Below are 15,704 nucleotides of genomic sequence, written 5' to 3' on the forward strand. Positions count from 1 at the left end.
TCAAGGCTCGCATAATTCTGGATCGGGAACTTGTGACCCATAGGGCTGATTTCTGACGGCGGTCGCATTGTAACTGGTCATTTCCTTGGTACCGCCAAAAAGACCGGCCAAGGGAAATATCCGCGGCGATACAATGGTGATTTCGTAATTCACAATATCATCTGGACCACCCGTGCCGCTGCGACCGGTGTTGACGTCAAACACGCCGTTGCCATTGCCGTCCAGATAACAATCTCCACTATCAAGATTGCCATCGCCATTGCTGTCTTTGGTCAGCTTTTCTGGTTTACCAATGCTGGTAAATTCGAAATAGCTGCGAACCTGCACATCCACTCTCGCATTTTTGAGCAGCAAGGGCCCGATGCCGTCTTGGATGTCGGCCTCAATTTGCGCTACTGTTCGACCGCCAACGGAAGCTTTACGTGCTACTTGGTGCATGACGGATTTGGATAGAGTATCAATATACCCTTGATACCCAATTTCCATAATGCCGAACAGCAGGACAATGAGTGGGCCGGCAATAAGGCCGAATTCCATCAGTGTGGCGCCGTCTTGATCACGGTCAAGCCGTGCGAGTTTGATATGAATATTCATTAGTTAGACAACCTCAATCCGCCGATTTTCTGTGCGATGGTAGAGAATGCGGCCTGTAAAGACGCACGATCGGTTGCTGCCGCCGCATTGCCAGGACTGCTCGCACAGGACAGCATATTGGATGTGACATTGGTGACACCAAACTGCACAACCCATACGGTCCAACCTTTGGAACGCGCCGCCGCACACATAAGCTGGAAACGTTGCGCTTGTAGCGCTTCCAAATCCGCTTCGGTCGCGGGCGCCGCAGTGATGCGTTCATCCAGTTTTTGATATCCATAAGCACCATAGTTGGTCGGACGAATATCCATGCCGCCATCGGTCATGAACACGATGTGCCGCCCAATGGAAAAGCCGTTGCTGCTCATTTGGTTTTCCGTTGCAAAAAGACCGTCAGGAGAAAGCAAACGGTTGCCCCAGATCATGCCAATCGCATGGTTGGTGAAACCAGTATTTTGCAGACCATCAATATAGCTTTGCAGATCGTTAGCTGTACCATCATCGTAAGTGGTATATGTCTGCAAACGCCGCGCTGGTGAAGGACAAGCAGCTGAGGCGCCGGATTTCGGAATTTCCGAGCCCGTCGTCGCCGGATTTGTATTGCTCCGGTCATACATGACGTCCCGCCAGAAAGGCGCCCATCGGGATGCGACATCCGTAGGCAGAAGATCGATATCGAGATCATTTGCTGCACTCGGAATGACTGTCGTGCCCGTTGTTATGCTGAGTGTAGACTGACGTTCTTCAATACAACCATCCCATCTTTCAAGATCCTGAGCATCCGATGTCGGATTTTGAGCCGCATCATTGCTTGGTTTGATAGACCGTACATAGTCGTAAACATTATGGGTGAGCGCATCGTAGCCCCAGTCACTGATGCGCACGGCACCTGACTCCCAAATATCCGTTTGAACAATAGGAATAGTCTCTGTGGTGCGAGTGCGTGTGCGCTCACATGTCCGCCAAAATGCTGACCCAACCGCGTTGGCTGGCGGCGCATTTGTGCTGCCATCCCATGAAAGATAAGCAAATGAATCGGTAATCCGGGTTTTCAAATTACCCGTACGCGTTTCTGATATCAGTATTGGATTGCCAGAAGGGTTGGGGACAAACCATGATGCTACGTTAAGATTTTCTGAATAACGGTCGGTACATTCTGGTCCGTCCAAAAACCCATATGATTCAACAAAATCATTCTCAACAAGACTATAGCCTGCTGCTGTTTTGTCTTCGACCTCAAACGTGGCTTGGCGAGTCTGATAAGTATGGCGATCGCCCATCGAGCCCCCAATCAGCCAGGTTGGATCTTCGTCATAGAGAAGCTCGCCTACGTTAACCGTACTGGAATAGGGGACAAAGCCATAGCGAATCTGTTCGTTGGATACGCCGCCACCGGGGCCCAAAATACCGTAAAAGTCTTCCACGGCGACTTTCAGTGCATCCAATCGGGTACCGCCATCGGACACGGTGGAGCCCATAGAGCCGGTGACATCGAGCACCATCATCACATCAACATTACCAACGTCCAACCGACTGGTACATTCTGTTTCGATGACCATGTTGCGATAGCCGAAAACCCGCATCAAAGTGGTTTTGATGGTTGTTTGCGCTTCGCCTTCAACCACGCGCGCGTCGCTACCATCTCTAAATAGGATTTTATTTTCTGAAACCACGGTTCCATCATCATCGGTAACGGTCGCATCAAACGGTGTCGATCCAAAAGACCCTTCGGGAAAGTTGAAGGCGAAAAACTTAGCAGCTTCCACCCGGTCCGCTGTGGTTAGCGTATCTTGCGTCATGTTCCGGCGTCCGGCCAGCACGGCAGCATCGCATGCCTGCTGCAAGCGTGCCTGTGCCATATAGGCCCGGCCAATATCAACGCCGCCGCCCACTAGACCTACAATGGGAAACAATGCAGCTGCCGCCATAGCAAGCGTGTTACCGGCTACATCTTTGCGTAATCTTTGCAGAAAAGATTTCTGTGATTTCGTCTCGTTGTTATCAACCATGTGCCCCAGGCCCTTGATCTGTGCGCAAAAAATCACGCATGTGGAGTTCAATTCAGCGTGTCTGATAAGGAGAAAAGGGTTAGCGGCTGACCAAAGCCTATGGTTAAAAGGATCTTTACCTTGATTTCCGGTAGAAAACGGTCAACGGCATCGGCATGAGTGACCCTCTTTTACAATTGGATCCGCTGCAACGCTTGATTTCAGCCTACGCAAAAGGCCCGGATCGCTATCGATACGCGCTGGTTTTTGCCCTGGATTCTCGATTGGCCGACATTATTCGATCAACCTCTGAAACATTAATTGGACAAATGCGGTTAACCTGGTGGCGGGATATTTTAACCACGCCGATCGCGCAAAGGCCAACCGGTGAACCTTTGGTTGCGCTGATTAACCAAGCCGAAGAGCGGGGAGGGGATCCAGACCGCCTCCAAACTTTGTTAGAGGGCTGGGAATATCTGTTGGAAGACTTTCCATGGACGGCGGATGAGTTTGACAATTATGCTCAGAAACGGGGTGAAGGTCTGTTTGCCTTTGCTTATGGGGATGATAAAAACCTCAATGAAGCCCAGTTAAGCGGTGCCAGGGCTTGGGCCTTGTGGGATTTTGCGCGACATTGTTCTGACGAATCCATGCGCGATCAGGCTTTTCAAAAATGTCGAGCAAGCCTGGAAAAACAGGAACGACCTGACTTTGACAGAAGCGGTCGACCGCTTTCTATTCTCTGTAAATTAGCGGCTGACGATGTCAACAAAGCAGCGTTAACAGCCGATCTTTATCGTCCAGGGGTTGCGAGTAAGATCATCTGGCACGGTGTAACCGGCTGTTAACACCAGAATGGTCAAGCAAAGAAGGGGCATATGAAAAAATATGTTACCGGAGCGGCAACGATGTTGTTGTTCATGATTGCTGGGCTGTTTTTCTGGATTGGCGCGCAAAGTCAGGATGTGGAAATTCCCGAAGCGCCGCCCCCGCCAGAAAATGTTGCGATTGAACAATTGCCCTTGGCCGTGGAATCGGCTCCGGCTTTTGGTGAGCCGCCACCCAATCCACCCAAAGCCTATAAAGCTTCGCGAGAAGAAAGACGGTTCAACCGATATGATCGCAACCGCGATGAAAAAATAACCCGGTTGGAGTTAATGAGCAGCCGGACAAAGGCGTTTAAAGCGCTGGATCAGGACAATAATAATCTGCTGACATTTGAAGAATGGGCAATCGCAACCAGCAATCGTTTTGCAGATGCCGATCAAGACACAAATGGAGAGCTGACTCGCGCCGAGTTTCGCACAACGCGGCCCAAACGCAGTTCTAATCGCTGCAAATGCTGATGCCATTCATTGTGGTGCCGCTTGTCGCACGTATCGCGTGAACTTTATTCAATGGCTTTAGCTAGTTAAGGCGACCGCTTCTCTTTTGAAATTGTCATCGAACCATTGTGAGAAATCAGCACGTGCGCGTTTGGTATAGGCTTCTTTGCGTTCTTTCTTTTTGACCCGTTGTTCAAAAGGCGGAAAGAGACCGAAATTGACATTCATTGGTTGATAGTCCCGGGCATCCGCGCCGCCGGTGATATGCGCTAACAGGGCTCCGAAGGCCGTGGTTTGTGGCGGATAAGCAAATTTTTCTTGTTTAATTTCTGCTGCCATCATTCGTCCGACCATCAAGCCTACCGCGGCGCTTTCGACATAGCCTTCACAACCGGTAATCTGGCCAGCAAATCGAATATGCGGAGCCTTTTTCAAGCGTAGCTCGCGGTCCAATAATTTGGGCGCATTGATAAATGTGTTGCGATGCAATCCACCCATTCTAGCAAATTCCGCATTTTCCAAGCCCGGGATAGAACGCAGCAATTCGGTTTGGGCACCATATTTCAGTTTGGTTTGAAAGCCGACCATATTCCACAATGTACCCAATGCATTGTCTTGGCGCAGTTGAACAACCGCATAAGCGCTTTCACCAGTATGCGCATTCGTGAGGCCAACGGGCTTCATTGGACCAAATCGCAAGGTTTCTATCCCGCGTGACGCCATGACTTCAATCGGCATGCAGCCCTCAAAATATGGAGTATTTTTCTCCCATTGCTTGAAATCGGTTTTCTCGCCATCAAGCAAGCCTTGAATAAAGGCCTCATATTGATCGCGATTCATCGGACAATTTATATAATCTTTGCCGTCGCCTTCCGGCCCCACTTTATCCCAGCGGCTTTGCATCCAAGCGACTTCCATATTGACGCTTTCCTTGTAGACAATCGGAGCAATGGCATCAAAAAAGGCGAGCGAATCCTCCCCCGTGGCAGCGCCGATACTTTCTGCCAAAGCCATGGCAGTTAGCGGCCCGGTCGCGACAATAGTGAGACCTTCTTCCGGCAAGCGGTCAATTCGCTCCCGATTAATTTCAATATTCGGATGGGCGCTTAATTTCTCCGTAACCGCTGTAGAGAAATGATCGCGATCTACCGCTAATGCTGATCCAGCGGGCAGGCGGTTTTTGTCCCCTTCACCAATGATGATCGAATCCAGATCGCGCATTTCGGCATGGAGTAAACCCACAGCATTTTTGACGGCATCATCCGATCGAAAACTGTTCGAGCATACCAATTCGGCCAGTCCGTCGGTTTGATGCGCCGGTGTCATGTCGCCACTGCCGCGCATTTCGGATAGCCGCACTTTAACGCCTGCTTGTGCCAATTGCCATGCTGCTTCTGAACCAGCGAGACCGCCGCCAATAATATGTACTTGTGTCATGGCCACTCTGTGTTGCGAGTTGGTGGAAAAGTCAATCTGGCAGAGTGGTGTAGAGCATGATAGATCGCTGTCATGAAACGCGCGATTATCGAGTCCCGTCCCTATTTGTTGATGAGCCTGTTGTTCGGCATCAGCTATTTCTTCGTCAAAGACGGCAATATCCCAGGCATGTATCTCATGTTGTGGAAGGGCGCAGCGGTTAGTTTTCTTGCCATTTACGCGTTTCGGCGAGGGCCGGGATTAGACGGCCGACTGATCGCCTTGGTCATGGCTTTCGGTGCCGTGGGTGATATGTTGATTGAAATTGATCTTATCGCTGGCGCAATTGCTTTCACCGTCGGTCATTCTATCGCGATTGCGCTTTATAGCCGTTATCGTCGCTCTGAAATGACATTCAGCCAAAAGCTTTTCGCGATTTTGCTCGTCCCTGTAACAATTTTCATTGCCTGGTCGCTTCCTCATGAACGGAGCGAAGCGCTGGGTTTGGCGGTTTACAGTTTATTTCTGGCAACCATGGCGGCAACGGCTTGGACTAGCCGTTTTCCGCGATATCGCGTTGGCGTCGGGGCTTTGCTGTTCGTGATTTCCGATTTGCTCATTTTTTCCCAAATGGGGTTTTTGCAAAATTCCAATATTCCCGGCTTGACGATTTGGCCCTTATATTATGTTGGACAATTTCTCATTGTAACCGGTGTTATTCGAACATTGCGCGAAGATATGGCAATCCCCAATCCTTAGCTCTGTCAATGCGCGGCAATGGTCGTGCGATGCAACAATCGATCATATCCTTCATAGCCGCCCGTCGCACAATGCAGCACGGATCGATTGTCCCACATAACCAGCATGTCTGCTTGCCATTGGTGCCGATAAATAAATTCTTCCCGGCCTTGCCAGGCATAAAGTTCGGTTAAAAGAGGAAGCGCGTCAGATTGCGGCAAATCCTCTATTCCGATAATATAGCCCATACAGCTGAACAGTCCCAATTGACCTGTTTCGGGATGCGGCCGAATGATCGGATGCAATTGGGTTTTGCGGGCAGATTCATCCGGACGAATGTCCATGCTGCGCCCTTCATCTTTCGCGCCATAGGCGCCATCGGGGGCATAGGCCAATTGCGCGCTGTGTACGGCAATTTTGTTCTCCAGTTTTTCGCGCAGAGCCGGGGGCATTTTTTCAAGCGCCAGATGCTGATTGGAAAATAATGTATCCCCACCGCTCGGTGGAATGATGATGGAGCGTAAGCAGGTTCCGGCAGGTGGACTGGCTTGAAAACTCCAGTCGCTATGCCAGTTTTCAGCGAATAATGGCGATTTTTCATCTGCTTGCCGGCGGATTGCGGCGATGTTTTTTCGACCTTCAATAGGGTCAAAAAAAGGATCATGACCAAATCCACCAAAATAGGTGGTAAACCGTTCCAAATCATCATCGGACATTTTTTGTTCTGGAAAAGACAGGACATGATGGGTCAGCCAGGTGGAACGAATTTCCTGTATTTCTGTATCGCTCAGTGGCGCTGACAAATTCACACCGGTCACGCTCGCACCGCATGCTTGTCCGGAAGGTGTTACCATAATCGCCATCTCTCAATCCCCTTAGACACCGGCAATTGCCAATATTTTACCAAGGCAAACCGCACAAATCTATATAGCCAGCCGCAGGCGCTGGTTTTGACAAGGCTTGAACCATTACGTTTCTAAATGCAAATGGACCCGTTTTTCCGTTTTGTTCAACCTCGAGGCGCCCCTCGAACAGATCAAATCCCAAACTGTCATAGAAGGGGATATTATGATCTTCACAGAAAAGCAGAACAAAAGCCCAATCGTCTTGCGCTTTGAGCATAGCCACTAAATGGCGAATAATCTGCTTGCCGAACCCTTGTCGTTGATAGGCAGGATCGGTCATGACACCGCCAATGCCGGCAATCGCAATATATTGGTTATCCCACAATATCTCGCGTTGATATAGTCCGGCAACCGCGCGGATATCCTCGCCGCTATACAAAAATAGGCGCCGCTCTGCTTGCGCCCATTCAATTGGGCTTTCCAGTTGGTTTGCCGGATAAACACGTTTTCGCAACTCGAGAGTTTCTGGCCAGCTTAGCGCACCGTCTTTAAAGATGAAATGCGCTGCGCTGGATGTCATGTCTCAGGATCGGTATCGGTATCGTCTTGCGGAGGCGGCGTCTCATCTGCAGCAGGAGTGCTTGGCGTTTCGCCTTCTGCCATGGCCAATTCTTCGGCTTGATCATCCGCTTCATCTTCTTCGTCTATTTTTGCAGCGCCCACGACAGTTTCACCTTCTGAAACATCAAAAAGCTTCACGCCCGAGCTGTTGCGACCAATGACCCGCATATCCGCCACTTTCATTCGGATGAGCTTGGCTTGGTCAGTGACGAGCATTATCTGCTCTTCATTTTTGGCCTCAAAGCTTGCAATTACGGTGCCATTGCGGTCGATATTGTCGATATTCAATATGCCTTGACCGCCGCGGCCAGACTGGCGGTATTCAAACGCACTGGAACGTTTGCCATAGCCATTGGCGCAAACGGTCAGGATGAAATCTTCGGATTCTGCAAATTCGGCAAGCCGCTCTGCAGGCAGTTCCGATTGATTTTCATTATCTTTCCATGGGGCCGCTTTTAAGTAAAAATCGCGCTCTTCGGTTGTCGCTTCAAAGCCACGCAATACCGACAGAGAAATGACCTCGTCATCGCCTTTCAAAGCAATGCCGCGGACACCGGTGGATGTCCGGCTCTGGAAGGAGCGCACCGCATCGCCAGCGAAGCGAATGGCTTTCCCATTTTTGGTGGCCAGCAGGACATCATCATTGTCGCTCAGCAGTTCCACACCAATTAAACGATCATCGCTTTCTTCATCGAATTTCATCGCGAATTTGCCGTTGGAAGGAACATTGGTGAAGCTGTCCATGCTGTTTCTGCGCACGCCGCCTTTGGCGGTTGCGAACATGACGTGCAGTTTTCCCCATTCATCCTCATCTTCTGGCAAAGGAAGCACGGTTGAAATCGTTTCCCCATCTGCCAATGGCAGAAGATTGACCATTGGACGCCCTTTGGTTTGTGGTGCACCTTCAGGGAGTTTCCAGACTTTCAAGCGATAGACTTTGCCATGGGTGGAGAAGAATAAGACCGGCGTATGGGTAGAGGTGACGAACAATTCGGTAATGGCATCTTCGTCTTTTGTTGCCATTCCGGCGCGCCCTTTGCCGCCGCGACGCTGTGCACGAAACGTGTCCAATGGAGTGCGTTTAATATAGCCGCCATGGGTAACGGTCACGACCATTTCGGACCGCTCCATTAGATCTTCGTCCTCCAGGCCGTCCCATGCCGCGGTAATCTCGCTAATCCGAGGGGTAGCAAATTCGTCACGCACTGCTTCCAGTTCCTCACGCATTACCGCATATAATTTGACGCGATCAGCCAAGATGGAGAGATATTCTTCAATTGCAGCGGCAAGTTCTTTTAACTCATCTCCAATTTCTTCCCGGCCCAATGCTGTCAATTTCTGCAGGCGCAAATCCAATATGGCCTTCACTTGGATTGCGGATAATTTGTAAATATCGCCTTCTATCTCGGTTTCTGTGGCTTCAACCAATTTGATATAACCGGCAATTTCATCAATTGGCCATTCGCGCGCCAGCAAGGATTCGCGGGCTTCGAGGGGCGTTGATGATCCGCGAATGATGCGCACCACTTCGTCCATATTGGTGACCGCAACAACCAACCCTAGTAATACATGCGCGCGTTCACGGGCTTTGTTTAACTCAAATTTGGTGCGCCGGGTGATGACCTCTTCACGAAATTTAACAAAGGCCTCGACAATATCGCGCAAGTTAAGAACTTCTGGCCGACCACCACGGATAGCTAGCATATTGGCTGGGAAGCTCGATTGGGCCGGGGTGAACCGCCAAATTTGATTGAGTACCACGTCAGCGGTGGCATCTCGTTTAAGGTCAATAACAACGCGAACGCCGGCGCGGCTTGATTCGTCGCGAATGTCCGACACGCCTTCAATTCTCTTGTCTTTGGCGGCTTCCGCTATTTTTTCGACAAGACCGGATTTTCCGACTTGGAACGGAATAGACGTCAGCACAATGGACCGCTTGTCTCCGCGGCCTTCTTCAATCTCATGGCGCGCGCGCATCATGATCGAACCACGGCCATCGCGATAAGCCGCTTTGGCGCCGGATTGACCCAAGATCAACGGTGCAGTCGGAAAGTCTGGTCCGGGGATAATGTCGATAATTTCATCAACGGTAATGGCTGAATTGTCCATATAGGCCAGGCAAGCGTTGATCACTTCGCCCAAATTATGGGGCGGAATATTGGTCGCCATGCCCACGGCAATACCGCCAGCACCGTTGACCAGCAGATTCGGGAAGCGAGCTGGCAACACTGCAGGTTCTTGCCGGCTGCCATCATAGTTGTCGATAAAATCGACCGTGTCCTTGTCGAGGTCATTTAACAGGCTGTTCGAGACCTTATTGAGGCGTGCCTCGGTATAGCGCATGGAGGCTGGCATATCTGGATCCATCGATCCGAAATTGCCCTGACCATCAATCAGCGGAACGCGCATCGACCAATCTTGAGTCATGCGGGCGAGGGCCATGTAAATAGCGCTATCGCCATGCGGGTGATAATTGCCCATCACATCGCCGACAATTTTGGCGCATTTGCGATAGGGCCGCCCGGCAACAAAACCGCCTTCTTGGGACGAGAATAAAATCCGCCGGTGCACTGGTTTTAAACCATCGCGAACATCGGGCAGGGCGCGACTCACGATGACGGACATCGCGTAATCCATATAGCTGGATTTCATTTCATCGACGATATCAATCGGTTCAATGTCAGATGGTTCTGGTGCGGTGGTTTGTTCGTTCACAAACAGGCCTTTTTCTTAGCTTTTGAAGTTGCAACCCTTTTAGGGCAGACCAGTTATAAAAGCTAGCTTTTCAGGCTGGTTTTACGTTAAAATTTATGATCATTTTTCACGGTTTAATTTCTTCGCCATCCCAAGCGAAAATCTTGCCGTTATCTGCCGGTTTCAGTCCATCTAAAACGTCCAATAACTGTAATGCTGCGCGTTCGGAATCGAACAATTTACCAGGTGGTACATTGGCTTGAAACGGTTTGCTCAAATCAGTGTCCACAGTGCCAGGATGGAGCCCCACAATAATCGCACGCTTATTTTTGCGGTGCCACTCAATCGAAAGGTTGCGGATGATCATATTGAGCGCCGCCTTGGCCGCTCGATAGCCATACCATCCGCCCAGACGGTTGTCAGAAACGCTCCCCACGCGTGCCGAGAGAGCGGCGAATTTTATGATATTATCTTTGGGCATTAATGGCAGGAAATGTTTGGCAATAAGAGCTGGCCCAATTGCATTGATTTGGTAATTTTCTTGCATCCATTGCGCGTCGAGATCCCGCATGGATTTTTCAGGACTTTGATCGTCTTTATGCAGCAATCCCGTTGCAATAAAAATCAGGTTTGGGCTTTTTCGTTGATCCTTTATCCATTTTGCCGCAGCAACAATCGAATCCTCTGAACCAAGATCCACGGGCACCGGACTATCTGCTGTGCGGGAGAATCTGACAATATCGTCAAATTCATCCTCTTGTTCCAACATATCGGCCATGGCCTTGCCGATACCGCCATTGGCGCCGAAAACAACCGCGGTTAGGCGGCTCATGACCGGACGAAAAGGAGGCGGTCTTCTGCACTATTCTCGTGATCAAACTGATAACCGTCACTGTCGAAACTTTTAAGCGAATCGACATCACTGAGATGATTTTCGCAAATATAGCGGGCCATAATGCCGCGGGCGCGCTTTGCTTCAAAACTGATAAATTTAGGCCCATCCGGTCCATTTTTGCGGAAATCCACTTCGACGATCCGTGCATCCAATTTGCCAATATGCGGCTTGACCGATGCCCAATATTCGTTGCTGGCCAAATTAATAATGATACGCTCACCGGCCTCATCCAGGTCTTTCGCCAATTCCAAGGCGATTTTATCTTTCCAGAAATCTGTCAATTTCTTGTATCGCGGCGCCCATTTCGTACCCATTTCCAAGCGATGGGGACGTATCGGATCAAAAGGGCGAAGCAAGCCATAGAGGCCAGAGAGGATGCGCAAATGACTTTTGGCGTAGTTCAGCCCTTCCGGAGAGAGGCTTTGGGCTTCAAATCCAGTATAAACATCGCCGCTATACGCAAAAATAGCCGCACGCTCCGGTTGATCGAAAAACGCACTATATCGACCTTGGTTGAGCGCGATAAGATTGTCAGAAACCGGCATGATGGTTTTGAGTTTCTTTTTCGTTAGATTGGAGATGGCACCAGCCAATTTCGCCGTTTCTTCGGGAAATCGGTTTTCGCTGAGTTTGTGCGCCGGTAAGCTGCTTTCAAAATCAAGAGATTTGGCGGGAGAAATAATTGCAATCACGGAAATTTAACCTCTTAGTTTGGGGATTTTACACCCATATACATACATGCATCGGATAACTGCGGCTTAGGGAGTGCCCGTTCAACGTCTATTCAGCGGATTCACCCTATAAAAGCATCTGAAACTTGGTATTAAAGCCAAGACAGTTTAAGGTGCAACCATATTCGGTCACCTACATTAGTTCGGAAATAACAAAGTTTTTATTCGGAGGAATTTTATGCGTTTTCTATCTCATTTTTCTATGGCTGTTGCTCTGGCTGCTGCCGGAACACTCGCCATTTCTGCGGTACCGCAAGAGGCGCATGCTAAGAAAAAGAAAAAAGATAAAGGCGACAAGATTGAAATGAGCAAAGAAGTGCGTCCCAAAGTGGCCGCTATTCAGCAAGCCATTGCAAGCGAGACGCCTGAGACAGCCAAACCATTAGTGGAATCGCTTTTGGCAGAGCCATTGACTGGCGACGATCAATTTGTTGCCGGACAATTGGCCATTCAACTGGGCTCCAAGCTGAAAGAAACAGGCTTGCAAGAAAAGGGCATTAATGCTTCACTTGCCAGTGGACGGACAAGCGCGGAACAATTGCCCGCATTCCTATTCTTCTCTGGCAATTTCGCTTATTCAGCGGGTCGCTATCCTGAGGCTCAACAACGATTTGAGCAAGCATATGCAGCCGGCTATCGTGATAATAATATCGGCGCTTTGATTGCTGAAGCCTATTTCAAGGAAAATAAGATCCAGGAAGGCTTGGTTGCATTGGATAATGCTCTGACCGCACAACAAACGGCGGGAAATAAAGCGCCGGAAGATTGGTATCGCCGCGGTGCCGGTATGGCGATGAAAAACAACGTCAATGGCGCAGCAGGAAAGTGGACATATAAGCTTGTTGAAGCTTATCCTTCGGGTGAAAACTGGCGTGCGGCTCTTTCCGTTTATCGTGATTCGGCCAATCCCAAATTGTCCAATCAGGAAAACCTCGAATTGATGCGGTTGATGCGCAAAGCGGATGCTATGGAAAGCGAACGCGATTATTTCGAATATGCCGATGCGGCGGATCCGCGCCGTTTGCCTGGTGAAGTGGTTTCGCTGTTGGAAGAAGGGCTAGCGAAAGGCGATGTGCCATCGTCCAGTTCTTATGTGAAAGAAACTTTGGCTGCTGCACGCGGTGCTGTCGCGGCAGATAAAGCCAGTTTGCCAGCATCTGAGCGCGATGCCAATCGTTCGGCCAATGGTAAAATTGCGCTGGCAACCGCAGATGCCATGCTTGGTTATGAAGATTATGCGAAGGCTGCTGCTCTATATCAGTCGGCTATCACCAAAGGCGGTGTGGATGTTCCCCGCGCGCAAATGGGACTTGGCATTGCGAATGTTGGTAAAAATGATTGGGCGGGCGCGAAACAAGCCTTTTCTGGCGTGACCGGTTCGCGCAAGAGCATAGCGGATTTCTGGGAATTGTGGATCGACCAGAAAGCTGCGCAGACCAGTGCGCCTGCTCCGGCGCCTGAATTGGCTCCGTCTGCAACCTAAATGGTCAGATAATAATGGATAGAAAAGGGCGCTTCTGGCGCCCTTTTTATTTAATCACCAATGGGCACGCCGGGTAGATTTTTTGCAGATCGAATGGTCAGCGATGTTTTGACGCTAGCGACATTGGGCGCGGATGTCAGTTTGCTGGTGAGAAAACTTTGAAATTCTTGCAAATCTTTCGCCACCACTTTCAACATGAAGTCTATTTCCCCGTTGAGCATGTAGCATTCTCTAACTTCGGGCAATTGATCGACATGGTCTTCAAAGGCTTTGAGATCAGATTCAGCCTGGCTTTTTAAGCTCACCATGGCAAATACTGTGATTGTAAAACCCATTTTGGCGGGATCGACGGCCGCATGATATGCTGTAATAATCCCGCTATCTTCTAAGGCTCGCATTCGCCGTAAACAGGGGGGAGCTGTCAATCCTACGCTTTGTGCGAGTTCAACATTTGTTATGCGACCTTCGTTTTGGAGACGCTCCAAAATTTGCAGGTCAATCTCGTCCAAATTTACATCAGCCATATATGTGCAATTTCCGTTCGCGAATCATGATATCGTTATAATATAATTAGCGCCCCAAGCAACAGCCGCTCACTTGTCCCACATTGTGACGCGATGTTTTCAGGGCTTACGATTTTGAAATATTGCGGTTATCGATTTGTTAACGAATTGACAAAATCTTATTGCCGGAACGATATTTGCGCTACGATGATCGCCTCACCACTGTTTTAAAGGGTCGCCTTCCAGAGGGCAATGCCGCTGCAATGCAATGGCGGCAAGTTGCCGACCTTTTGGCTCAAAAACCGGGGCGACTTGTTAATGATGATGTCCAGTCTGGTTTAACCCGTTTGCGCGACTTGCACGAACGGGTTGGGGAAAGCGAGCGACTGTCTGCTGTGACGGCTCTGGACGGACGTCTGAGATCCGCGCCATTGCTGGTTTATCTGTGCGCGGATAATGATGTGATTTGTGATGCCGCCCTTGAAGCGGCGGATCTGCCAGACGAGATCTGGGCAGATGTCATTCCGCAATTATCCAGCCGGGCTCAAACCCTATTGTCGGGCCGTAAGGACCTGGGAGTTCTGGCCAGACAGGCGCTGCAAATGGATGCTCCCGCAAATTCGGAACCCACCGAGCCATTGACCTTGGTGAAAGAAGACGAATTTACCGAAACAAATGATAATTCGGTGATGGAGCCAACAGAAGAATCTTCGCAAATCAGCACATTGGTTGCAAAAATTGCGGATTATCAAAAAAATCGGGCTAATGACGTTTCGACGCCGCTATCTCCTGAACGGGATCATCGCAGCTATTTTGTTGAAGCCATTGATGCGATTAATTTCGAAACTGATGACAGTGGAACAATCATCTGGGCCGAAGGTCCGCCTAAAGGCGCGATTGTCGGGGTAACAATTGCCGAACCGACTTTCGATGATGGCCCGGGGCCAGATGCTTATGGAGCCGCTGCGTTTCGCCAGAGAATGCCGCTTGAAAATGCACGTATGCGCCTGTGCGGGGCCCCGATTGTTGCCGGTGACTGGCGAATGTCAGCCATACCCTATTTTGGCGAGGAAACCGGTCGTTTTAAAGGATATCGCGGTGTCATGCGCCGTCCAAATGCAGCCGAAGATGCCGGTCATAATGATCTCGACGTGGAACGCCGGGAACAGTTACAACAGCTTATCCATGAGCTTAGAACGCCACTTAACGCCATTATTGGGTTTAGCGAGATAATTGAGCAGCAATTATTTGGTCCGGCTTCCTTTGAATATCGCACATTGTCTCGCAATATTGTGGACGAAGCACAACGGTTGCTGACCGGATTTGAAGATCTGGATATTGCCGCAAAAATTGATGCCGGGCAGGTGGCTAGTCAGTCGGGATTGACCGAACCGGATTGGTTATTGGATCGGTTGTCCCAGCGGTTGCAAAGTTTGACGGAAAGCAAGTCTGTTGAATTGCATATCAGTAAAGCGGAACCGGTCAGATCCTTTGCATTAGACAGCGAATCGGTTGAACGGATTTTCGCGCGATTGCTGTCTGCTGCGATTATCGCATGTGAAAATGGTGAAGAATTGAACGGCAATTTGAGAACCAGAATAGGATCGCAACCCGTCAATCATTTCTCTCTTTCCCGTCCGTCCCGGATTAAAGGTATTTCTGAAGAGGAATTGCTGGATCCATCGCATGGAATAGAAGGGGATGCAGGCGATGCTCCGCTTTTGGGGCTAGGTTTTTCCCTCCGCTTGGTGCGGAATTTGGCAAAATCGGCCAATGGCATGCTGACCATTTCTGATGACAAGATTGGCTTGACCCTGCCAGCTGCCGCGACTAGCGAAATTGGTGTGAGAGAAACAGAATTGGAATAGAGG

The 15,704-nt window shown here is 49.8% G+C and carries 14 protein-coding genes; 5 read left to right on the plus strand and 9 right to left on the minus strand.

Annotation, left to right across the window (positions count from 1 at the left end; all coding sequences use genetic code 11):
- On the minus strand, positions 1-594 hold the full coding sequence (locus tag ABJU74_RS03725; protein WP_348382773.1) for a TadE/TadG family type IV pilus assembly protein: 594 nt from the start codon (positions 592-594) through the stop codon (positions 1-3).
- Complete coding sequence (locus ABJU74_RS03730) at positions 594-2,603, minus strand: TadE/TadG family type IV pilus assembly protein (protein ID WP_348382774.1); 2,010 nt, start codon at positions 2,601-2,603, stop codon at positions 594-596. The genes ABJU74_RS03725 and ABJU74_RS03730 overlap by 1 nt, the downstream gene beginning before the upstream one ends.
- Before the next feature lie 155 nt (positions 2,604-2,758).
- Here ABJU74_RS03730 and ABJU74_RS03735 point away from each other — a divergent pair, with 155 nt between their 5' ends.
- The gene (locus ABJU74_RS03735) at positions 2,759-3,430 is read left to right on the plus strand and encodes a hypothetical protein (protein ID WP_348382775.1); all 672 of its coding nucleotides are present in this window, start codon (positions 2,759-2,761) and stop codon (positions 3,428-3,430) included.
- A gap of 30 nt (positions 3,431-3,460) precedes the next feature.
- On the plus strand, positions 3,461-3,928 hold the full coding sequence (locus ABJU74_RS03740; RefSeq protein WP_348382776.1) for a hypothetical protein: 468 nt from the start codon (positions 3,461-3,463) through the stop codon (positions 3,926-3,928).
- A gap of 57 nt (positions 3,929-3,985) precedes the next feature.
- Here the strand turns inward: ABJU74_RS03740 and trmFO are convergent, their stop codons facing one another.
- A complete protein-coding gene (trmFO, locus tag ABJU74_RS03745; RefSeq protein WP_348382777.1) occupies positions 3,986-5,344 on the minus strand; it encodes a methylenetetrahydrofolate--tRNA-(uracil(54)-C(5))-methyltransferase (FADH(2)-oxidizing) TrmFO in 1,359 nt (452 codons plus the stop codon).
- A gap of 72 nt (positions 5,345-5,416) precedes the next feature.
- Here trmFO and ABJU74_RS03750 point away from each other — a divergent pair, with 72 nt between their 5' ends.
- Complete coding sequence (locus ABJU74_RS03750) at positions 5,417-6,082, plus strand: lysoplasmalogenase (RefSeq protein WP_348382778.1); 666 nt, start codon at positions 5,417-5,419, stop codon at positions 6,080-6,082.
- 5 nt (positions 6,083-6,087) lie between these two features.
- Here ABJU74_RS03750 and ABJU74_RS03755 read toward each other — a convergent pair whose 3' ends face one another.
- The 5 genes from ABJU74_RS03755 to ABJU74_RS03775 all read right to left on the minus strand — a co-directional run bounded on the left by ABJU74_RS03755 (position 6,088) and on the right by ABJU74_RS03775 (position 11,808).
- Positions 6,088-6,924, minus strand: coding sequence for a TauD/TfdA family dioxygenase (locus ABJU74_RS03755; RefSeq protein ID WP_348382779.1), 837 nt, complete (start codon positions 6,922-6,924; stop codon positions 6,088-6,090).
- A 37-nt stretch (positions 6,925-6,961) separates the two neighbouring features.
- Positions 6,962-7,486, minus strand: coding sequence for a GNAT family N-acetyltransferase (locus ABJU74_RS03760; RefSeq protein WP_348382780.1), 525 nt, complete (start codon positions 7,484-7,486; stop codon positions 6,962-6,964).
- On the minus strand, positions 7,483-10,242 hold the full coding sequence (gene gyrA, locus ABJU74_RS03765) for a DNA gyrase subunit A (RefSeq protein ID WP_348382781.1): 2,760 nt from the start codon (positions 10,240-10,242) through the stop codon (positions 7,483-7,485). The genes ABJU74_RS03760 and gyrA overlap by 4 nt, the downstream gene beginning before the upstream one ends.
- A 106-nt stretch (positions 10,243-10,348) precedes the next feature.
- On the minus strand, positions 10,349-11,053 hold the full coding sequence (locus ABJU74_RS03770; RefSeq protein WP_348382782.1) for an SDR family NAD(P)-dependent oxidoreductase: 705 nt from the start codon (positions 11,051-11,053) through the stop codon (positions 10,349-10,351).
- Positions 11,050-11,808 carry a YaaA family protein gene (locus ABJU74_RS03775; RefSeq protein ID WP_348382783.1) on the minus strand — a complete coding sequence of 253 codons (759 nt, stop codon included), beginning with the start codon at positions 11,806-11,808 and terminating at the stop codon, positions 11,050-11,052. The genes ABJU74_RS03770 and ABJU74_RS03775 overlap by 4 nt, the downstream gene beginning before the upstream one ends.
- Before the next feature lie 217 nt (positions 11,809-12,025).
- Between ABJU74_RS03775 and ABJU74_RS03780 the strand changes: the two genes are divergently transcribed.
- Positions 12,026-13,330: a hypothetical protein gene (locus tag ABJU74_RS03780; protein WP_348382784.1), complete on the plus strand. Its 1,305-nt coding sequence runs from the start codon at positions 12,026-12,028 to the stop codon at positions 13,328-13,330.
- A gap of 50 nt (positions 13,331-13,380) precedes the next feature.
- Here the strand turns inward: ABJU74_RS03780 and ABJU74_RS03785 are convergent, their stop codons facing one another.
- The gene (locus ABJU74_RS03785) at positions 13,381-13,854 is read right to left on the minus strand and encodes an Lrp/AsnC family transcriptional regulator (protein ID WP_348382785.1); all 474 of its coding nucleotides are present in this window, start codon (positions 13,852-13,854) and stop codon (positions 13,381-13,383) included.
- 176 nt (positions 13,855-14,030) lie between these two features.
- Between ABJU74_RS03785 and ABJU74_RS03790 the strand changes: the two genes are divergently transcribed.
- Complete coding sequence (locus ABJU74_RS03790) at positions 14,031-15,701, plus strand: HAMP domain-containing sensor histidine kinase (RefSeq protein ID WP_348382786.1); 1,671 nt, start codon at positions 14,031-14,033, stop codon at positions 15,699-15,701.
- Positions 15,702-15,704 lie beyond the last annotated feature (3 nt).

Origin of the sequence: Parasphingorhabdus sp. (genome assembly GCF_039982415.1) — a bacterium.
In the GTDB taxonomy this organism is placed as follows: Bacteria; Pseudomonadota; Alphaproteobacteria; order Sphingomonadales; family Sphingomonadaceae; genus Parasphingorhabdus.